The 18323-nt window shown below is 36.6% G+C and carries 17 protein-coding genes, 1 pseudogene and 2 other annotated features (1 of these 20 running past the window's edge); of the genes and pseudogenes, 5 read left to right on the top strand and 13 right to left on the bottom strand.

The window, feature by feature from the left end; all coding sequences use genetic code 11:
• Positions 1-12 precede the first annotated feature (12 nt).
• Together C564_RS0120735 and C564_RS0120740 are read right to left on the bottom strand one after the other, a co-directional pair.
• Positions 13-618 carry a pentapeptide repeat-containing protein gene (locus tag C564_RS0120735; protein ID WP_018766671.1) on the bottom strand — a complete coding sequence of 202 codons (606 nt, stop codon included), beginning with the start codon at positions 616-618 and terminating at the stop codon, positions 13-15.
• Positions 619-675: 57 nt separating this feature from the next.
• Positions 676-1599, bottom strand: coding sequence for an alpha/beta fold hydrolase (locus C564_RS0120740; RefSeq protein WP_003206786.1), 924 nt, complete (start codon positions 1597-1599; stop codon positions 676-678).
• 225 nt (positions 1600-1824) lie between these two features.
• On the opposite strand from C564_RS0120740, the gene C564_RS0120745 reads away from it, so the two are divergent.
• Positions 1825-2586 carry a DODA-type extradiol aromatic ring-opening family dioxygenase gene (locus C564_RS0120745; protein WP_003206784.1) on the top strand — a complete coding sequence of 254 codons (762 nt, stop codon included), beginning with the start codon at positions 1825-1827 and terminating at the stop codon, positions 2584-2586.
• 70 nt (positions 2587-2656) lie between these two features.
• On the opposite strand, the gene C564_RS0120750 is transcribed toward C564_RS0120745, so the two are convergent.
• The 4 genes from C564_RS0120750 to C564_RS0120765 all read right to left on the bottom strand — a co-directional run bounded on the left by C564_RS0120750 (position 2657) and on the right by C564_RS0120765 (position 6927).
• Entirely contained in the window at positions 2657-3871 is a 1215-nt protein-coding gene (locus C564_RS0120750) for a multidrug efflux MFS transporter (RefSeq protein ID WP_018766672.1), read from the bottom strand.
• A gap of 160 nt (positions 3872-4031) precedes the next feature.
• Positions 4032-4895 carry a GNAT family N-acetyltransferase gene (locus C564_RS0120755; RefSeq protein WP_018766673.1) on the bottom strand — a complete coding sequence of 288 codons (864 nt, stop codon included), beginning with the start codon at positions 4893-4895 and terminating at the stop codon, positions 4032-4034.
• 14 nt (positions 4896-4909) lie between these two features.
• Positions 4910-6259, bottom strand: coding sequence for a HAMP domain-containing sensor histidine kinase (locus tag C564_RS0120760; RefSeq protein ID WP_018766674.1), 1350 nt, complete (start codon positions 6257-6259; stop codon positions 4910-4912).
• Positions 6256-6927, bottom strand: coding sequence for a response regulator transcription factor (locus C564_RS0120765; protein ID WP_003202718.1), 672 nt, complete (start codon positions 6925-6927; stop codon positions 6256-6258). Before C564_RS0120765 ends, C564_RS0120760 begins: the two co-directional genes overlap by 4 nt.
• A 177-nt stretch (positions 6928-7104) precedes the next feature.
• On the opposite strand from C564_RS0120765, the gene C564_RS0120770 reads away from it, so the two are divergent.
• The 3 genes from C564_RS0120770 to C564_RS0120780 are packed head-to-tail and all read left to right on the top strand — an operon-like array spanning position 7105 to position 9456.
• The gene (locus tag C564_RS0120770) at positions 7105-8037 is read left to right on the top strand and encodes an ABC transporter ATP-binding protein (protein ID WP_003206779.1); all 933 of its coding nucleotides are present in this window, start codon (positions 7105-7107) and stop codon (positions 8035-8037) included.
• Positions 8012-8728 carry an ABC transporter permease gene (locus C564_RS0120775; protein ID WP_018766675.1) on the top strand — a complete coding sequence of 239 codons (717 nt, stop codon included), beginning with the start codon at positions 8012-8014 and terminating at the stop codon, positions 8726-8728. The genes C564_RS0120770 and C564_RS0120775 overlap by 26 nt, the downstream gene beginning before the upstream one ends.
• Positions 8728-9456 (top strand): ABC transporter permease, encoded by a 729-nt coding sequence (locus tag C564_RS0120780; RefSeq protein WP_018766676.1) that lies wholly within the window; start codon positions 8728-8730, stop codon positions 9454-9456. The genes C564_RS0120775 and C564_RS0120780 overlap by 1 nt, the downstream gene beginning before the upstream one ends.
• A gap of 59 nt (positions 9457-9515) precedes the next feature.
• Here the strand turns inward: C564_RS0120780 and C564_RS0120785 are convergent, their stop codons facing one another.
• Entirely contained in the window at positions 9516-10229 is a 714-nt protein-coding gene (locus C564_RS0120785; RefSeq protein WP_018766677.1) for a DUF554 domain-containing protein, read from the bottom strand.
• Between the two features lie 461 nt (positions 10230-10690).
• On the opposite strand from C564_RS0120785, the gene C564_RS0120790 reads away from it, so the two are divergent.
• The gene (locus C564_RS0120790; RefSeq protein WP_018766678.1) at positions 10691-11788 is read left to right on the top strand and encodes a CapA family protein; all 1098 of its coding nucleotides are present in this window, start codon (positions 10691-10693) and stop codon (positions 11786-11788) included.
• Between the two features lie 45 nt (positions 11789-11833).
• Here C564_RS0120790 and ilvA read toward each other — a convergent pair whose 3' ends face one another.
• The 6 genes and pseudogenes from ilvA to ilvE all read right to left on the bottom strand — a co-directional run bounded on the left by ilvA (position 11834) and on the right by ilvE (position 17637).
• Complete coding sequence (ilvA, locus tag C564_RS0120795; protein ID WP_018766679.1) at positions 11834-13096, bottom strand: threonine ammonia-lyase IlvA; 1263 nt, start codon at positions 13094-13096, stop codon at positions 11834-11836.
• A gap of 32 nt (positions 13097-13128) precedes the next feature.
• On the bottom strand, positions 13129-14802 hold the full coding sequence (gene ilvD / locus C564_RS0120800) for a dihydroxy-acid dehydratase (protein WP_018766680.1): 1674 nt from the start codon (positions 14800-14802) through the stop codon (positions 13129-13131).
• 43 nt (positions 14803-14845) lie between these two features.
• Positions 14846-15859 (bottom strand): ketol-acid reductoisomerase, encoded by a 1014-nt coding sequence (locus tag C564_RS0120805; protein ID WP_018766681.1) that lies wholly within the window; start codon positions 15857-15859, stop codon positions 14846-14848.
• Positions 15860-15874: 15 nt separating this feature from the next.
• Positions 15875-16105: an ACT domain-containing protein gene (locus tag C564_RS0120810; protein WP_018766682.1), complete on the bottom strand. Its 231-nt coding sequence runs from the start codon at positions 16103-16105 to the stop codon at positions 15875-15877.
• An 86-nt stretch (positions 16106-16191) separates the two neighbouring features.
• Positions 16192-16713: pseudogene (locus C564_RS0120815) on the bottom strand (thiamine pyrophosphate-binding protein); the annotation flags it as partial.
• 24 nt (positions 16714-16737) lie between these two features.
• The gene (ilvE, locus tag C564_RS0120820) at positions 16738-17637 is read right to left on the bottom strand and encodes a branched-chain-amino-acid transaminase (RefSeq protein WP_018766684.1); all 900 of its coding nucleotides are present in this window, start codon (positions 17635-17637) and stop codon (positions 16738-16740) included.
• 151 nt (positions 17638-17788) lie between these two features.
• Positions 17789-18032, bottom strand: a binding site (T-box leader).
• 67 nt (positions 18033-18099) lie between these two features.
• Positions 18100-18323, bottom strand: a binding site (T-box leader); it runs 22 nt beyond the window's last position.

Here is an 18323-nt window from a genome sequence, read left to right on the forward strand (position 1 = left end):
TCTCTCATCATTTTAATCTACCTTCGCTCCATAACACCTCGCCACAGCAACCGCCTGCGTTATATCCAATCTTACATTCTGTAAATCAAATGCTCTAAAGTCAATTCTATCCACTACAGCTCCTCTTAAATCTGTACCTATAAGCTTCGCTTTTCCTAATTGTGCACCTGTTAAATCAACATCACGTAAATCAGCTTTTTCTAAATTACATTCACAAAGATCCGCTTCAACTAAGCGAATACCCTTTAATTTTTGTTTACTTAAATTCGCAAATCTTAAATTTGTATATGACCAATCGCCAAATACAATCGTTATTCCATCTAAATTCGCCTCTTCAAAATCAGAACCCGTCATTTTACATTCCTCAAACTTAGAAACAAATAAATTCGCTCCAGAAAATTTACAATTTGCAAACGTACTTCCCTGGTGAATTGAAGCATTAAAAAGAGCGCCTGTGAAGTCACATTCTATGAAATTACAATTTTCCGTTACAATTTCTGATGCATCTACACCTCTAAAACGACACTTTATAAATGTACAATTTTTTAATTCCTCTTCTTTTATAGCAACATCACGAAAATCTATTTCTATATACTCGTTATTTACAAATTCACTCATGCTTTCCCTCCAAATTCCCAAAAAGAAACCTCACTACAACAAAAGTGAGGTTTCTTTTTATATAATATGTTCATCTAACCAAGAAATCAAATCTTGAAATACTTCATCCCTATTTACTTCATGGAACATTTCGTGCCTTCCATTTTCATATAGGCGAAGTGTTACATCTTTCACACCGCAATTTTTATACATATCGTATACTTCTTTTACGCCTTTCCCCATATCTCCCACTGGATCACGATCTCCGGAAAAAATATGTATAGGAAGGTCTTTCGGCGTTTTTTTATATTCTTCTGGTCTATTCACTTCAAGCATACCACTAAATAATTCACGGTAAAAACTCGTTGAACAAATAAAACCACATAACGGATCTTCTATGTATCTATCAACTTGATTTGTATCTGAAGAAAGCCAATCAAACTTTGTCCGATTCGGTTTAAAATTGGAATTAAAGTTTCCAAATGACAAAAAGTTCAACATTGGACTTTTCGTTTTTGTGCCGCGAAGCTTCATTTCAATCGTTGCCACTTTATGACCTAGTACACCTAAAAATCCAGGGTTTCCACCTGTCCCAGAAATAAGGAATCCATCATATAGGTCACCACGAAGTTGTACAGTACGTCTAGATAAGAAAGAACCCATACTGTGACCTAATAAAAAGAGCGGACAAGTATGTTCATTACGAATAAGTTCCGATACAAAGATTATGTCAGAAACAGCTTGATCCCAGCCAACATTCGGTTCGAAATGGCCATAATCCTCTTCTTGTTTTGCTGTTTTTCCATGTCCCCGGTGATCATGAGCATATACACCATAACCAGCCTTCAATAAGGCATCAATGTATTCTGTATAGACACCAGCATGTTCCGTCATACCATGTGCAATCTGTACAATTCCACGAATTTCACTTTCCGGCAGCCACTTACGCAAATAAATTTCCGATCCATCCAACACTGTAACAAAGCTTTCCTGTATGTTCATTTTGAAGGCCCCCAAATCTATATAATCTATTAACAATAGCAATCTATATATCTAAAAAATGAATCACTATTCATTCTTCTTACTATGTATTATATGCAATTGTTTGTATTATGACAAACACTGCACTTTCTAAGCAAAGACTCAAACCATTATCTTGACGAACAACAAATTAAATATTATAGTTACTTACATAAAGTAATTAATATATTTTAGGAGGTTTCACTTATGATGCCATCATTATTTTTAGCGCACGGCTCACCAATGCTTGCTATTCAAGATACAGATTATACACGTTTTCTAAAAACACTTGGAGAAACATATAAACCAAAAGCAATTGTTATTTTTACAGCACACTGGGAAACTGAAGTATTAACTATCTCATCTTCAGATAATGAATATGAAACAATTTATGATTTCGGCGGATTCCCTCCTGAATTATATGAAATAAAATATAAAGCAAAAGGTTCTTCAGCCATTGCAACAATGCTAGAAACAAAATTTAAGAATAACGGGATTCCCGTTCACAAAGATACAACTCGAGGATTAGATCATGGTTCATGGACACTATTACATCGTATGTATCCAAAAGCCGATATACCTGTCGTTCAAATTTCAGTAAATCCATTCCTTCCCGCAAAAGAGCAATATGAAATTGGACAAGCGATTCAAGGACTTGGTCAAGAGGATATTTTAGCAATCGGCAGCGGTGTTACTGTCCATAATTTACGTGCACTCAAATGGGATCAAGTGACTCCTGAACGATGGGCTGTTGAATTTGATGATTGGATTATAAATCATATGCAAAATAACGATAAAGATTCATTGTTTAACTGGGAAACTGCCGCTCCTCATGCCCGTTTAGCCGTTCCAAGAGCAGAACACTTTGTCCCTCTTTTCATCGCTATGGGAAGTGGTAACGCTGAAGGGAAAGTCATTCATCGTAGCTATGAGCTTGGAACATTAAGTTACCTTTGCTTCCAGTTTTAACTGATTTCGAACAAAAAGGATGAAGCACGGTTCGCTTCATCCTTTTTTACAACTTACATATTTCACCTTGTTAACTAACTTTCAAATACTCTTTTTCTGACACCACTGCACCTTTACTATTGAAATATACCCAAATGCAAGCTAAGAATAAAAGCGATGCTGTAGAGAAGAATACATATTGAAACCCGGCATGTGCGGCAATTTGTCCACCGAGTACTGGTCCAATCATATTTCCTAAAAACTGAAAGGATTGATTATATCCAAAAATACGTCCAGTCACATGTTGTGGTGTATGTTGTTTAAGTAGAGTTTGTACGGAAGGTAACAATCCAGCTTGTGCAATCCCTAATAGAAAACGCAATATGAATAATTGCCAAGCAGCTGTCACAAATGCTTGTGGAATAAAAACAATTCCTGCAACGAACAATGCTACAACTAACGTTTTTTGAGGGCCAATATGATCCGATAATCTCCCTAGTTTAGGAGCTGCTAAAATGACTGCTAGACCTGTTGCAGATATCACTGCCCCCGCAATTATCTCAATATGATCCATATGAGGACCCGCTAAATGTTTCACATACAACGTAATAATAGGTTGTATGGACATATTTGCAAGTTGAATCATAAAGGTTACTACAAATAGGCTTATAATAAAATGTTTCGCCGGAACCATCGTCCATACTTTTTTTGGTTGCTCTTTTTTTGCTTGAACAGAATGATTCGATTCATGTAAAAAGAAAAAAACAATTAAAAATGAAAGAAATAAAAAAGCACCCGTTACTAAAAATACATGACGCATTCCGATTAATTCAGACAAATAGCCACCAAGCATCGGGCCAAGTAAGGAACCACTTACACCACCTGTTGATATAGTAGAAATTGCCCAGCCTGAATGCTCTTTCGGTGTTTCTGCTGCTATAAATGTGATTGCAGTCGAAAGAAATCCTGACACTGCCCCCATTAAAAAACGAAGTGCAACTAATTGATATACATTTGTAACAAATCCCATAAGCGTCATAATCATTGCCATACCAAGACTCGCACGAATGAGCATCAATTTCCGACCATGTATATCACCGAGTTTCCCCCATATTGGTGATACAATCGCACCCATTAAAAAAGTTACACCGAATGCAATTCCTGACCACTGTGCAATTTCAGATGTACCCGTTACTCCTAGATCCTCAATATAAAAGGATAAAAATGGTATCACTAAACTCATACCGGCTGCAGTGGTAAAACACCCAAGCCAACAAATGATTAAATTTCTTTTCCAGCTGGCCATTTGCACACCTTCTTTCTTAGATACCCATTCTACACCCTTCTACTGAAAAAGTTTAGCAATATGATTCATAGATCAAACCTTATTCAAAAACTACAATAACATGTAAGAACAATAAACAACACTCCTATTGCTTCTGTGACATTTCTAATCAAAGCAATCTCTATATAATATGTATTACTTGCGCACCACAACTCTCCTCATAAAACTCAATCGGACCTGCCTGACCAATCACTGCATATTCATAACCAATTTGCTGCATTTCAGCCAAGCATCTATGTAATAGTTCTCTTCCTACACCCTTTACACGATTATTTTTAGCGATTCCCATCGGTCCAAACAGCCCCTTCTTTCCTCTTACAACATCATAACAAGCAAAACCAATAATCTTCTTCTCTTGCACTGCGATATATATTGGCATTTCTTGATATATTTGAAAACCATTATGAATTGCATCGATCCATCTTTCTCCAAATTCAAACATAACAAATTGAAGAAGTTCTTCTAAATCAAATTGAACAGCTCGTCTAACATTGCAAACGGCATGTTTCATACTTGTTGGTATTTCACAACTATTCAAATTTACAGTCATATCTCTTGGTACTGAAACAATCTGTAAAATACTTTGTTTCATATCTTCGTCTATTAGACTTGCTATTGTCTCATCTTGCTGAAGGATCACGCTTAAAATATGTCCTTCATTCACATATAATTGATTAAATCGCGCCATCTTATGTTTAGCTAACTGTAATATCCCCATTGTTTTATAAGAAACTTTGTATCCTTGTACTTCTATATATCTTTTATCTTGAAAGCCCCTTTGTTGTAATTGTACAAATTTCGTTACAAGATCTAGCCCTATATTATGAAATAAATACATATATAATTCACTACAAACCCCTGTTCCTTCTTTATAGGCTCCTATAAATAAATCTAACGGGCGAATGATATACTCATTATATTTAGATTCTTTGCTTGCAATTTGAAAGATTCTATTTACACGCTTTGCGAATCGAAACTCTTCCATGTATATTCTCCCTTCTACGGCAATTTTTTAAATATACACTTCGCTCCTGTATCATCAGATTCTATACTCCAGTCGATACCCATCTCTTTCGCCATAACAGCAATAATAGATAATCCAATTCCCGCACCTTTATTTTGCGAATGAGTATTTTGAAAACCTGGCCCATGGTCAACAACTGTAATTGTTTTTTCCCCATGGTTTACATATACCCCTATAAATTTCCCATCATCTGCATGCCTAACTACATTTTGAATTACATTATCTATAATTCTTTGAAACCAATTTTCATCGATATTCCAAAACAATTGCTTTTCTGGAATCACAATATCAACCTCAAAACCTTTCTCATCTAATATGTCATACCATGATGCAACAACCTTTCTCATTAAACGTGTCATATCCCTTCGTTCCGGATGATATGGATATTTCTTTGCCGTTATTAATGAATACGATAGTAAGTTCTCTATTAACTCCGCTAAGTAATTAATTTTTTCATCCATTCGTACGATTGTTTTCTGTCCTTTGACTGAGATAACTTCTTCTTTTAAAGAATCTATTTGTGCACGCATTGTCGTTAATGGCGTTCGCAAATCATGAGAAAGATCGGCAATTAGTTTTCTACGAAATTGCTCCTCTTCCTCCTCCTTCAATCGACTTTGCTGTAAAGCCTCTACCATACGATTAAAAGACTCTTCTAATAAGCCAATCTCGTCTTGCTTTGATATAGAAATTTTTGACGGAAGTGTCTGGTCTTGCGGAAGTTCCATTGCTTTTTGTAACTTTAATAATCTTTTTCTAATCTTAAGAAAAAAGATGATAGAGATAATGATAAATGTTGTGAAACATCCAATAATAACCATTTCAAAAACAATTTCATACCTTTCACGTATTTGAGCAATTGGTGCCTTCACATATTTCCTCGGAATTTGAAATACCATAAATGCCCCTTGCTTCTCTTTTCCAATGTAAGATACAACTGTAAATGGATCCCCTTCAAAACTCCTTTTCATAAATGCAACTGCATCACTTGCACTCCACTCCTGTGGAATATTTTGTTTTTTAGGAATTTGAAGGTTCGTTTTCCCTTTATTATCTACCCAAAACATTGATCCTTCTGGATATTTCCCTTGAAATTCTTGAAAAGTTCGCTCAATTCCTTCAGGATTTTTTCCGTGTAAATCTGTCGCTTTATTTCTCCATTCCTCTTCTATTTGCACACTAGAATACGCAACTTTAAAATCCTCTATCCACTCGATATATTTAATAAAGAGAAACGAACTGAGTGGGACAATGAGAGGTAACAATATAACCGCTATAAATATGATAAATAAGTACTTTCGTAATAGTGATGTACTTTTTATCATACTTTACACCGATAACCTATTCCACGTATTGTTTCTATTATTTGAGGACTACTTGGATTTCTCTCTATTTTTTCGCGTAAATGACGGATATGAACCATCAATGATTTATCTCCTTCTATGTAGGATTCATTCCATACTGCCTCAAAAATTTGTTCTTTCGTTAATGTACGATTCATATTCTTCATCAAATAAAAAAAGATTTGATGCTGCTTTCCTGATAAAACAATTTCTTCACCCGTGTCTATATCAACAATTCGGTATTCTTTCATAAATACTTTTAAATGTTTCACATGTTGCACTTCTGCTCCATCTTTGTTATACCGCCTTAATAAAACTTCAATACGTGCCATTAACTCTTTTGGATGGAATGGCTTTGTTATATAATCATCAGCAAATGTTAATCCATATATTTTATCTTCTAATGTTGTTCTTGCAGTTAGCATAATAATAGGGGTATCTGGATACTCACTTTTAAAACGTTGCCCTAGTGTAAAACCATCAAGGCCTGGCAACATAACGTCTAAAACAATTACATCTGCTATTTCACATACTTCATTCGTACCATTCTCTGAAGTAAACCATGCAACTTCATACTCTTGTTTCTGCAGTTCTCTTTTGACCCATTCCCCAATCTCGTGATCATCCTCAACATATAAAATGTGTGTCATTTCTTCACCTTCATATACAAATTTAACCTTTCTCTTCCATCATAAGGAATACAACACGATTTGAAAACCAGCACACTCCAAAATTAGGGAATACTGTATAAATTTAAACAAATCTTAAACTCTTCTAACATTATCATTAACCTTTATTTCCTATACTTGATTTGAGGTGATAGGAACATGAATTATATTTTGAAAACGACAGGGTTAACAAAAAGATATCGAAATGATTATGTAGTACATAACGTAGATTTAAAAATTCCAAAAGGAGAGATTTATGGATTTCTCGGGCCTAACGGAGCTGGTAAAACAACTAGCATTCGCATGTTATTAGGCCTTATTAAACCAACGCAAGGAAAGGTCGTGATATTTCAACAAGATTTGGCTAAAGAACGCTTATCCATATTATCTAAAATTGGAGCTCTCGTTGAAAATCCATCTTATTATGCCCACCTAAATGCCATTGAGAATTTAGAGGTTTACCGGATTTTAAGAAATGCTCCGAAAGAAAAAATTGAGGAAGTGTTACAAATTGTCGGTTTACAACATGCTGCCAAACAAAAGGTAAAAGAATACTCATTAGGAATGAAACAACGGTTAGGAATTGCAATTGCCTTACTTGGTGATCCACAGCTATTAATTTTAGATGAACCGACAAACGGACTCGATCCAGAGGGGATTCATGAGATTCGTACGTTAATTAAGCAATTAGCAAAAGAAAGAGGAATTACCATCCTTATATCTAGTCACTTATTAAGTGAAATTGATCAAATGGCAACTTATGTTGGTATCATTGCAAAAGGAAAGCTTATTTTTCAAGACAAAATAGAAACATTGCGCCGCCATGCTCAGCACTCTATTTCACTTATGACAGACAAATCAGATGCAGCTTGGAAAATCATTCTCGCTAAGGGGATTCCTTCTATGCAAGAAGAGCAGCGAATTATTCTATCAAATGTATCAAATGAAACTGTTGGCGAAATTGTAAAAACACTTGTAACACATAACATTTCTGTATTCCGAATTGAAGAAAATAAAAAGTCACTCGAAGAGATATTCTTACAGCTTATAAAGGAGGAAGAGACACATGTACAAACGCCTCTTTCAATCTGAGCTTTTAAAAATAAAAAAGAAGTGGATTTGGTTTTTAATCTTTTTAGGACCAATAGGTGTTATTTCTCTTCAAGCATGTAACTTCTTTCTTCGATATGATTGGTTGACAAAGAAATATGCGAAAGACTTATGGAGCGGCCTCATTTCTGAAGCTCAACCGCTTGCTCTCACAACTCTTATATTAGGAATTACGATTGTTACTTCTTTAATTGCGCACATAGAGCATCATTCTAGTTCATGGAAGCATCTCTTATCCTTACCTATTAATAAGCGACATATTTTTCTAGTAAAATTCATACTGGTATTTTTCCTGCTTGCTGTATCTTGTTCTTTATTATTAATTGGCATAGTTGGATTGGGTTTAGCATTACAATTCGATGCTTCCATTCCATGGCTTTCTATATTTAAAATGAGTTTCTATCCTTATTGGTCGGCACTGCCAATTGTAGCGCTACAACTATGGATTGCTATCATATTTCAAAACCAAAGTATCGCATTTACAATCGGACTTTTAGGAACTATTTTCACGATGTTTGCAGTAGCTCTTCCCAATTGGTTCATATGGAGATGGCCAAGCCTACGTATTGACTGGGGGTCTCCACTTCTATGTGTAGCAATAGGCCTAATCGTTGGTATATGTATGTTATGTATTGAAACAGCAGATTTTACTAGAAGGGATGTGCATAAATAATGCTTTGGCTTAAAACCATACGAGCTGAATTTTATAAAATTAAAAAAACCAAAATATGGACATTACTATTTTTAAGCCCGATTTTAGCAGGAGTAATAGCTTATGCAAATGCCTCAAACTATCCCGATTATAAACATTGGGAGTTAATTTATAATATCATGATAATGGTACATGGTATGTTGCTTCTTCCATTATTAACAGGCATTTTCACTGCATTTATTTGCCGATATGAACATTCAAATGGTGGTTGGAAACAACTTTTAGTACAACCTATATCACGATATCACGTCTATATTATAAAATTTCTCTTTATTCTCTTATTTATAGGTGCGATGCAAGTCTTCTTCATTATAAGTTATATTAGCGTTGGACAACTTTTGCATGTCCCTGGGCCATTCCCTCTAGCTACTATAGTAAAAAGTGTAGTAGGCGGCTGGATTGCTACCCTCCCTTTAATCGCCTTACAATTATGGGTTTCAAGTATTTGGTCCAGCTTTGCAGCACCGATTGCTTTAAATGTTATAGCTTCCATACCCGCTATGATAATTGCGAATTCTGCAAGGTTCGGTCCCATCTATCCATGGTCCCAACCTTTTCTCGCTATGCTTCCTAAAGAAGGCTCTGGGCTGTTTTATATCTCTGTTCAAACACTAGTATTTGTCGTAATCGGGAGCTTTGTGATTGTATTTACAGGTGGCTTTGTTCATTTTATGAAAAAAGCATATTAATTTTTTACATACAAATAGCCCAAAACTGTTTCAAAACAGGATTGGGCTATTCAGCCTAACTAAACATACAAATCATATCCATATATAATAGAAACAATAATCCCAACTACCACTATCCCAGGCAATAAATTTGCCACTTTAATTTTAATAAAACCAAGTAAATTGAGTCCAATTGCAAAAATCATAATCCCACCAGTCGCGGTCATTTCTACGATAAACTGATTCATTAGCTTCTCTGGTACAAAACTATTAATTTGCGTCGCGAAAATCGCAATACCTCCCTCATATAAAATGACTGGTATTGCTGAAAATAGTACGCCTATTCCAAGCGTTGTCGTTAAAATAAGCGAAATAAATCCATCAATAATTGCTTTTGTAAATAGCACATCATGATTTCCACGAATACCGCTATCCAAAGCTCCAAGTATCCCCATTGCTCCGATAGCAAAGATTAATGTAGCTGTCACAAATCCAAGAGATATACTCCCTTCTCCTTTTGAGCCAACCTTTTTTTCTAGCCAATCCCCTAAACTCTTTAACTTTCCTTCTAACTCCAACCATTCTCCAATCACTGAACCAATAACAAGACTTATAATTACAACAAGAAAGTTTTCGCTTTTTAATCCCATTTGAAGACCAAGTACAGTAACAGCTAAACCAATTGTATGCATAACTGTCCCTTTCATACTTTCTGGAATATTACTTAATAGTTTACCTAATATAGTACCAATTAGTATACAAATTCCGTTCACCACTGCTCCTAATATAACCATTATGCCTTCTCCATCCTCTTCAACCATTATTTTTTTAATTTTTATATCTAACATACAACAAAATACACGAAATTTTAACGGAATTTTCAAAACTCTACAAGGAAAATCGACTTATGTATTGTATTTTTTCCTCGTTTCATGTTACCGTAATATTACACTATGAGATGAGCTCTTAATACATAGCTATCATCTGACGTAAGCATCTTTCATCTTACATACCATGTCTAGCATACATAAAGTGAAACTTTAATCAGCTCTCACCAATCAGACTTTTACGGGCAGTTCATCTCCCACCTTAACCTCTTTGCTTCCGCTGAATTTTAAGACGGGAGTGTTACTGTCCATAAATAGCGGGATAAACTATTAAGCACTTACTCATTTTTGTACATATTATATGAAACTCTCATCATTGAACTTTCTAAAAGGAAGTCATGATATAAAAAGAAAAAGGAAAGATAACTATGACACCTTTATTTAAACGATTTATTTTAATAGTAATTCTCATTACACCGATTGTTTTATTGATAAATAACTCCTTTACATCAAAAGCAAAAGATACAGCTGGGGTAGAAAATAAAACGAAAAAAGCAACGGACACAAAGAAGAAAGAGAATCCTGAAATTACAATTACTTTCTCTGGTGATACGATGTTCGATTGGAATTTACGACCAGCTATTCAAAAAAACGGTGCTGATTATCCGTTCCAGCATGTAAAAGATGAAATAACCAAAGCTGATATTTCCTTTATAAACTTGGAATCTGCATTTACAACACGGGAGAAAAAGGCCCCTGGTCAGTCATTCTGGATCAAAAGCGATCCTTCCACATTACCAGCTATTAAAAACACAGGCTATGACATTGTGAATATTGGCAATAACCATACGCTCGACTATGGACAAGATGGTTTAATGGATACGATATCTCATGTAGAAAAACTAAAACTCCCTTATATTGGAGCTGGAAAAAATGCAGATGATGCATACACAGCTAGAGAAATCACAGTAAAAGGGAAAAAAATTAAATTCCTTTCCTTTGTTCGTTTTATGCCTGACTTTACCTGGGTAGCTGGTAAAGACAAGCCAGGTGTTGCAAATGGATATGATATCAATCTAGTAACAAAAACGATTAAAGAACAAAAGAAAGACGCCGATTATCTGATTGTATATATGCATTGGGGTGTTGAAAAATCTAATAGACCTGTAGACTACCAAAAACAATATGTACCGAAAATAGTCGAAGCTGGTGCTGATGCGATTGTTGGAAGTCACCCACATTGGTTACAAGGATTTGAATACTACAACAAAGTCCCTGTCGCTTATTCATTAGGAAACTTCTTATTCCCTAACTATGTAAAAGGAAAAAGTGCTGAAACAGGTGTATTGACCCTTACATTTAAAGGAAAAGATGTACAAATGTCAATTAACCCTTATATCATTCGTAATGATCAAATTTCACCAGCCACCCCTGAGGAAAAGAAAAAAACACTACAATATTTACAAACCATTTCAACTGATGTAGAAATTGATGAAACTGGAACAATCAAAAATAAACGTAGTTAGAAAAAAGGAAGCTTTTCACTAAAAAGCTTCCTTTCTTTTTGTATATTAAATTAACAAATCAAACAAAACAGGGTTTTTATTTAACTCCATAAATTGAATATTATTTTCTCGAAAACGGGTAATTAACGGTTCATAATCTTCTTTATGTTTTAGCTCCACTCCAACGAGTGCAGGTCCATTTTCTTTATTATGTTTTTTAATATACTCAAAACGAGTGATGTCATCCTCTGGTCCTAATCCTTTATCAAGAAATTCTCGCAATGCTCCTGAACGTTGCGGAAATTCAATAATAAAATAATGTTTTAACCCTTCGTAAATGAGAGAGCGTTCTTTCATTTCCTGCATTCTATCAATATCGTTATTTCCACCACTTAACGTACAAACAACGGTTTTCCCTTTAATTTCGTCCTTATAAAAATCGAGTGCCGCAATTGAAAGAGCACCAGCTGGCTCCGCAACGATTGCATTTTTCTTGTACAATTCTAAAATCGTTGTACAAATTTTCCCTTCAGGAATCAATACAATATCATCCAATACGTCTTTACACGTTTCAAAGGTTAATTTCCCTACCTTTTTGACAGCTGCTCCATCAACGAAACTATCGATTTTTTCTAGGGCCACGTTTTCATTTTGTAAAAAAGCTTCTTTCATCGATGCTGCTCCCTTTGGTTCCACGCCGATTACTTTTGTCGTAGGACTCACCCCTTTTACATATGTACCAATACCTGATGCTAAACCACCGCCACCAATTGCTGTGAAGACATAATCCACATGTTTCTCCATATCGTGTAAGATTTCAACAGCGACTGTCCCTTGACCCGCAATTACATATGGATCATCAAACGGATGAACAAACATCATGCTATTTTCCTCACAATAGCGCTGCGCTTCTTGGAAAGAGCTATCAAATGTGTCCCCAACTAACACAATTTCCGCATAAGTACCACCAAAAAATTGTACTTGAGATACTTTTTGCTTAGGTGTTGTTGTTGGCATAAAAATTTTAGACTGAATATTCAATAAATTACACGTATAAGCAACCCCTTGCGCATGATTACCAGCACTAGCACATACAACCCCATTGTGTAATTGTTCTTTCGATAAGCTTTGAATTAAATTGTAAGCACCTCGAATTTTAAACGAACGAATTACTTGTAAGTCTTCTCGTTTCACATATACATCACATTCATATTTCTCAGATAAAACTGAATCCCGCTGGAGCGGTGTTTTATTGACGATATCCTTCATATGATTATGAGCCACAAGGATATCTTCGATCTTCACTCTTTCCCTTACATTTTGCACCATCTCGTATCATTCCTTATCTCTTTTATATGGATTTAATCAAAATTTTGCATTTTTAGCACTGCACCTGTATTCGCTGATGTTACCATTTGTGCATAGCGCCCAAGCCATCCTGTTTTCACTTTTAACTCTGGTTTTTTCCATTCTTTTCTCCGTTTTTCTAATTCTTCATCACTTACTCTCACTTCAAGTAAACGTTCCTCTACATCAATACATACAATATCGCCTTGCTCGAGAAGTGCAATCTCTCCGCCAGCAGCAGCTTCTGGTGAAATATGTCCTACTGAAATGCCGCGTGATGCCCCTGAAAACCGACCATCTGTTAATAGTGCAACATCTGCGCCTAATCCCATACCAGCAATTGCTGAAGTTGGAGCTAACATTTCTGGCATACCAGGTCCACCTCTTGGGCCTTCATAACGAATAACAACAACATCTCCTTTTTTCACTTTACCTAGCATAATCCCTGCAAGCGCCTCGTCTTGAGACCCAAAAATAACACATGGTCCTTCGAAACGTTTCACTTCTGTTGCACCACTTTTAATAACAGCACCATCTTTTGCAAGGTTTCCTTTTAATATACGCAGACCACCTTCTTCACTATGAGGATTTTCAAGAGAGTGAATTACTTCTTTATCTTGAATTTCTGCATGAGCGATGTTTTCTCGTAATGTCTGGCCAGTAGCTGTAATACGGTCCAGATGGAGTACACCTTCTTTTCTACTTAACTCTTTTAAAATAGCGCTGATACCACCTGCACGATCAATATCTTCCATATGCCAATTAGAAGCTGGGCTCACTTTACATAAATGTGGAACGCGTCTTGAAACTGCATCAATTCGGCTCATATCATAATCAAGTCCCGCTTCCTGTGCGATTGCTAACGTATGTAATACCGTATTTGTTGATCCTCCCATCGCCATATCTAATGCAAATGCATCGTCAATCGCTTCTTCTGTTACGATATCTCGTGGTTTAATATCACATTCAATTAATACTTTTAATTTTTCAGCTGCTTGTTGAATTAGTTCTTCACGCCTTGGGTCTGTTGCTAAAATGCTACCATTCCCAGGAAGCGCAAGCCCTAATACTTCACATAAACAGTTCATTGAATTTGCAGTGAACATACCTGAACAAGAACCACAAGATGGACAACCGTGATCTTCAATATCCTTTAACTCTTCTTCTGAAATTCTCCCAGATTGATAGGCACCTACCCCTTCAAAAACGGAACTTAAGTCGACTACTTCTCCTTTTGATGTTTTCCCTGCAGCCATTGGACCACCAGAAACAAATATAGTCGGAATGTTAACACGTAATGCGGCCATCATCATGCCTGGTGTGATTTTGTCACAGTTCGGAATACAAATCATCCCATCAAACCAGTGTGCATTTACTACCGTTTCCACTGAATCGGCGATAATTTCACGGCTTGGGAGCGAATAGCGCATACCGATATGCCCCATCGCAATCCCATCATCTACCCCAATTGTATTAAACTCAAACGGAACCATACCAGCTGCACGTACCGCTTCTTTTACAAGACGACCAAATTCATTTAAATGTTTATGACCTGGAATAATTTCAATGAAAGAATTACAAATTGCTATAAACGGCTTATCAAAGTCTTCATCTTTTAAACCAGTTGCTTTTAATAAACTACGATGTGGTGCTTTGTCAAATCCCTTTTTAATCATGTCACTTCTCATCTTTTCAAGTCCCTTCTGTTCATTTTCACTTATCTATCTCCTACTACTTTTTCACTAACTCTTTCCCCTTTGGCTGCTGGATCCAAGTCATCATCTCTCGTAATTCTGCTCCTACTTTTTCAAGTTGATGATTTTGCTCTGCCTTTTTCATCGCATTGTAAGTTGGACGTCCTGCTTGATTTTCTAAAATCCATTTCTTTGCAAATTCGCCTTGCTGAATCTCCGCAAGAACTCGTTTCATTTCTTTTTTCGTTTCATCTGTAACAATTCTAGATCCTGTTACATAGTCACCAAACTCTGCTGTATCTGAAATAGAATGGCGCATATTCGTTAGACCACCTTCGTACATTAAATCAACAATTAACTTTAGCTCATGTAAGCATTCGAAATATGCAATCTCCGGACGATATCCACCTTCTGTTAACGTTTCAAAGCCTGCTTTCACAAGTGCAGTTACCCCGCCGCATAATACAGCCTGTTCTCCAAATAAATCCGTCTCTGTTTCTTCTTGGAATGATGTTTCAATTACACCAGCACGTGTACAACCAACTCCTTTGGCATATGCAAGAGCTACATCAAAAGCGTTTCCAGTCGCATTTTGATAAACGGCAACTAAAGCTGGAACACCATTTCCTTCTTGAAATACGCGGCGAACAAGATGTCCTGGACTTTTTGGCGCAGCCATCGCTACATCTACGTAACTTGGTGGCTGAATTTGTCCAAAGTGAATATTAAATCCATGTGAGAAAAGTAACATCTGTCCTTCGCGAAGATTCTTTTCTACTTCATTTCGATATACATGCGCCTGCTGTTCATCTGGCAATAATACTTGTACAACGTCTGCGGTTCTTACCGCTTCTGAAACTGACATTACTTCAAAACCATCCGCTTTCGCTACGCTAAAAGATTTTCCTGGACGAACACCCACTACAACATGAACACCGGAATCACGTAAATTTTGAGCTTGCGCATGACCTTGTGACCCATAACCAACTACTGCCACCGTTTTCCCTGCTAATACCTCTAAATTTGCATCTTTTTCATAATATGTTTTCATCTTCACATACACTCCTTATAATTTATTTACTTGCAGAACATCAATTAATTTCTTTAACTGATTAACGAGTAATACTGCTTCCTTTTCTGTACAAGCTACTGTAAGTTTCATTTTAGAAACTTCTCTTGTTTCTCCTTCATTTAAGTTTAAAGAAGAAATGTTATAGCAACGCCGAGCAAAAATCCCACTTACTCTTAATAAAATACCGGGATCGTTATTGACAACGAGTGAAAAAGTATGACTCATTCTTCCCACCTCTTCATAATCATTTCATGATTCCCTTTATTAGGAGGAACCATTGGAAATACGTTTTCGCCCTCTTCTACACAAAAATCCACAACAACTGGTCCTGACCGTCCACTTTTAGCGATATAGTATGCCTCCTGCAATATACGTGATAGCTGATTCACATCTCGTACTTGATAATTATGCTTTGTAACCGGCATTGTGATTCCCACAACGTCCGCTTCTTGAAAACCATCTTTTCCAATGAGAGGTGTTGCTACTTGCCCTGTAATTACTACTAAAGGAATCGAATCCATATGCGCATCTGCTAAACCAGTAACTAAGTTTGTAGCCCCAGGGCCGGAGGTAGCAAATACTACCCCGACCTCTCCAGAAGCTCTCGCATACCCTTCTGCTCCATGAATAGCTGCTTGTTCATGACGCGTTAAAACATGTTTCAAACCACTGCGATACAGCGCATCGTAAACTGGTAAAATAGCTCCGCCCGGATAGCCAAATACTGTTGTTACACCTAATTTCTTTAAACATTGAATCACATGTCCGGCACCTGTTACTTTTTTTACTTCTCTGCTATATACTTCATCACACACTGCATGTTGTTCCACCATTTCAATAACTCCTTCCCCTGTTTGTTAAGCTAAACTCTCTGCTAGTCCCGGAACGCGCACTCCTCGCTCTCTCGTTAACTTTTTAAATTCTTCCGTTAACTGTTTTGTTACTTCCCCTGGCTTTCCATTTCCGATTTCTCTTGAATCCACTCTTACAACTGGAATTAATTCCGCTGCAGTTCCTGTTAAAAATACTTCATCTGCTACATATACATCGTGACGAGTAAATGGTCTTTCTTCACAAGGCATATTTAACCTTTCACAAAGTTCAATGACACTATTCCTTGTAATCCCTTCAAGAGCTCCTAAATACGCAGGTGGCGTTACTACTTTTCCATCTTTCACAATGAATACGTTATCTCCCGATCCTTCACAAACATACCCTTGTTGATTTAACATAAGCGCTTCTAGCACACCTGCTTGTGCTGCTTCAATCTTTACGAGTACGTTATTTAAATAGTTCATCGATTTAATACGTGGATCAAGTGCATCTGGCATATTTCGACGAGACGCAACAGATACAACACTAAGACCGTTATCATAGAACTCTTGCGGGAACAACTTTAACTGTTCAGCAATGATAATGACACTTGGTTTCGTGCAGCTTCTTGGATCCAGCCCTAAATTCCCTTTTCCTCTTGAAACAATTAATCTAATATATGCATCTGCATATTCATTTTTTTGTAGTGTCTGTAAAACCGCTTGTTCCATCTCTTCGATTGTCATCGGGATCGTTAGTAAAATCGATTTCGCAGATTCATATAAACGCTTTAAATGCTCTTTTAAACAAAATACATTTCCGCCATAGCTACGAATCCCTTCAAATACGCCGTCTCCATATAAAAAACCGTGGTCGTAAACAGATACAACAGCCTTTTCTTTTTCTACTAATTCCCCATTCATATAGATATACTGGTTTCCCATCTTACATCGCTCCTCTTTTTTATCTCTTTATGTGCAATCCATCTTTTTATCGATTGCTGAGAAGAATACATTTTATCAGAATATTCTGTATATTAATTATAAAATATCCTCGCCTCAACAATCGATTTTCTACAAACGTGTAGCAATCCATTGCTGAGACGAGGGAATCGTGGTACCACTCAGCTTCCTTATACTTCTCGCGAAATATATGCTCTGTAAGTCCTATTAGACTTTTGTTCTTTTACCGGGAACAACTCCGCTGCTCTCTACTCAGTTTTTTCAAGGGCAGTGCTCTGAGGTGATCTTCAACCGATACAATTGTTACCACCCTCACAGCCACGGGGCAGCTCTCTGAAACAATTTGTATCGTTTACTCTCCTCTTCTTTGCATTCTTCTATTCTCTTTTCTAAAGTAAAAACTCTCGCCTCAGCAATCAATCACTACGTCATAGTAGCTTTGATTGCTGAGGCGAGAGTTTCGCGGTACCACTCAGCTTCCTTATATTTCTCACAAAATATAAGCTCTGTAAGTCCTATCAGACTATCACCCTTTTACCGGGGATGAAACCGCCGCTCTCTACTCGGTTTCCCTTTCGCAAGCGATGCTCCAAGGTGATCTTCAATGATTCGATCGTTACCACCCTCACAGCCATGGGGCAGCTCTCTGAAACTTTCATAATCATCTA

The sequence above is a fragment of the Bacillus sp. 105MF genome, from assembly GCF_000374885.1.
Taxonomy (GTDB): Bacteria; Bacillota; Bacilli; order Bacillales; family Bacillaceae_G; genus Bacillus_A; species Bacillus_A pseudomycoides.

Bases quoted from the DNA above. Each gene is read 5' to 3' on its own strand.
- C564_RS0120735 (WP_018766671.1), bottom strand. From the start codon at position 618: ATGAGTGAATTTGTAAATAACGAGTATATAGAAATAGATTTTCGTGAT.
- C564_RS0120740 (WP_003206786.1), bottom strand. From the start codon at position 1,599: ATGAACATACAGGAAAGCTTTGTTACAGTGTTGGATGGATCGGAAATT.
- C564_RS0120745 (WP_003206784.1), top strand. From the start codon at position 1,825: ATGATGCCATCATTATTTTTAGCGCACGGCTCACCAATGCTTGCTATT.
- C564_RS0120750 (WP_018766672.1), bottom strand. From the start codon at position 3,871: ATGGCCAGCTGGAAAAGAAATTTAATCATTTGTTGGCTTGGGTGTTTT.
- C564_RS0120755 (WP_018766673.1), bottom strand. From the start codon at position 4,895: ATGGAAGAGTTTCGATTCGCAAAGCGTGTAAATAGAATCTTTCAAATT.
- C564_RS0120760 (WP_018766674.1), bottom strand. From the start codon at position 6,259: ATGATAAAAAGTACATCACTATTACGAAAGTACTTATTTATCATATTT.
- C564_RS0120765 (WP_003202718.1), bottom strand. From the start codon at position 6,927: ATGACACACATTTTATATGTTGAGGATGATCACGAGATTGGGGAATGG.
- C564_RS0120770 (WP_003206779.1), top strand. From the start codon at position 7,105: ATGAATTATATTTTGAAAACGACAGGGTTAACAAAAAGATATCGAAAT.
- C564_RS0120775 (WP_018766675.1), top strand. From the start codon at position 8,012: ATGTACAAACGCCTCTTTCAATCTGAGCTTTTAAAAATAAAAAAGAAG.
- C564_RS0120780 (WP_018766676.1), top strand. From the start codon at position 8,728: ATGCTTTGGCTTAAAACCATACGAGCTGAATTTTATAAAATTAAAAAA.
- C564_RS0120785 (WP_018766677.1), bottom strand. From the start codon at position 10,229: ATGGTTATATTAGGAGCAGTGGTGAACGGAATTTGTATACTAATTGGT.
- C564_RS0120790 (WP_018766678.1), top strand. From the start codon at position 10,691: ATGACACCTTTATTTAAACGATTTATTTTAATAGTAATTCTCATTACA.
- ilvA (WP_018766679.1), bottom strand. From the start codon at position 13,096: ATGGTGCAAAATGTAAGGGAAAGAGTGAAGATCGAAGATATCCTTGTG.
- ilvD (WP_018766680.1), bottom strand. From the start codon at position 14,802: ATGAGAAGTGACATGATTAAAAAGGGATTTGACAAAGCACCACATCGT.
- C564_RS0120805 (WP_018766681.1), bottom strand. From the start codon at position 15,859: ATGAAAACATATTATGAAAAAGATGCAAATTTAGAGGTATTAGCAGGG.
- C564_RS0120810 (WP_018766682.1), bottom strand. From the start codon at position 16,105: ATGAGTCATACTTTTTCACTCGTTGTCAATAACGATCCCGGTATTTTA.
- ilvE (WP_018766684.1), bottom strand. From the start codon at position 17,637: ATGGGAAACCAGTATATCTATATGAATGGGGAATTAGTAGAAAAAGAA.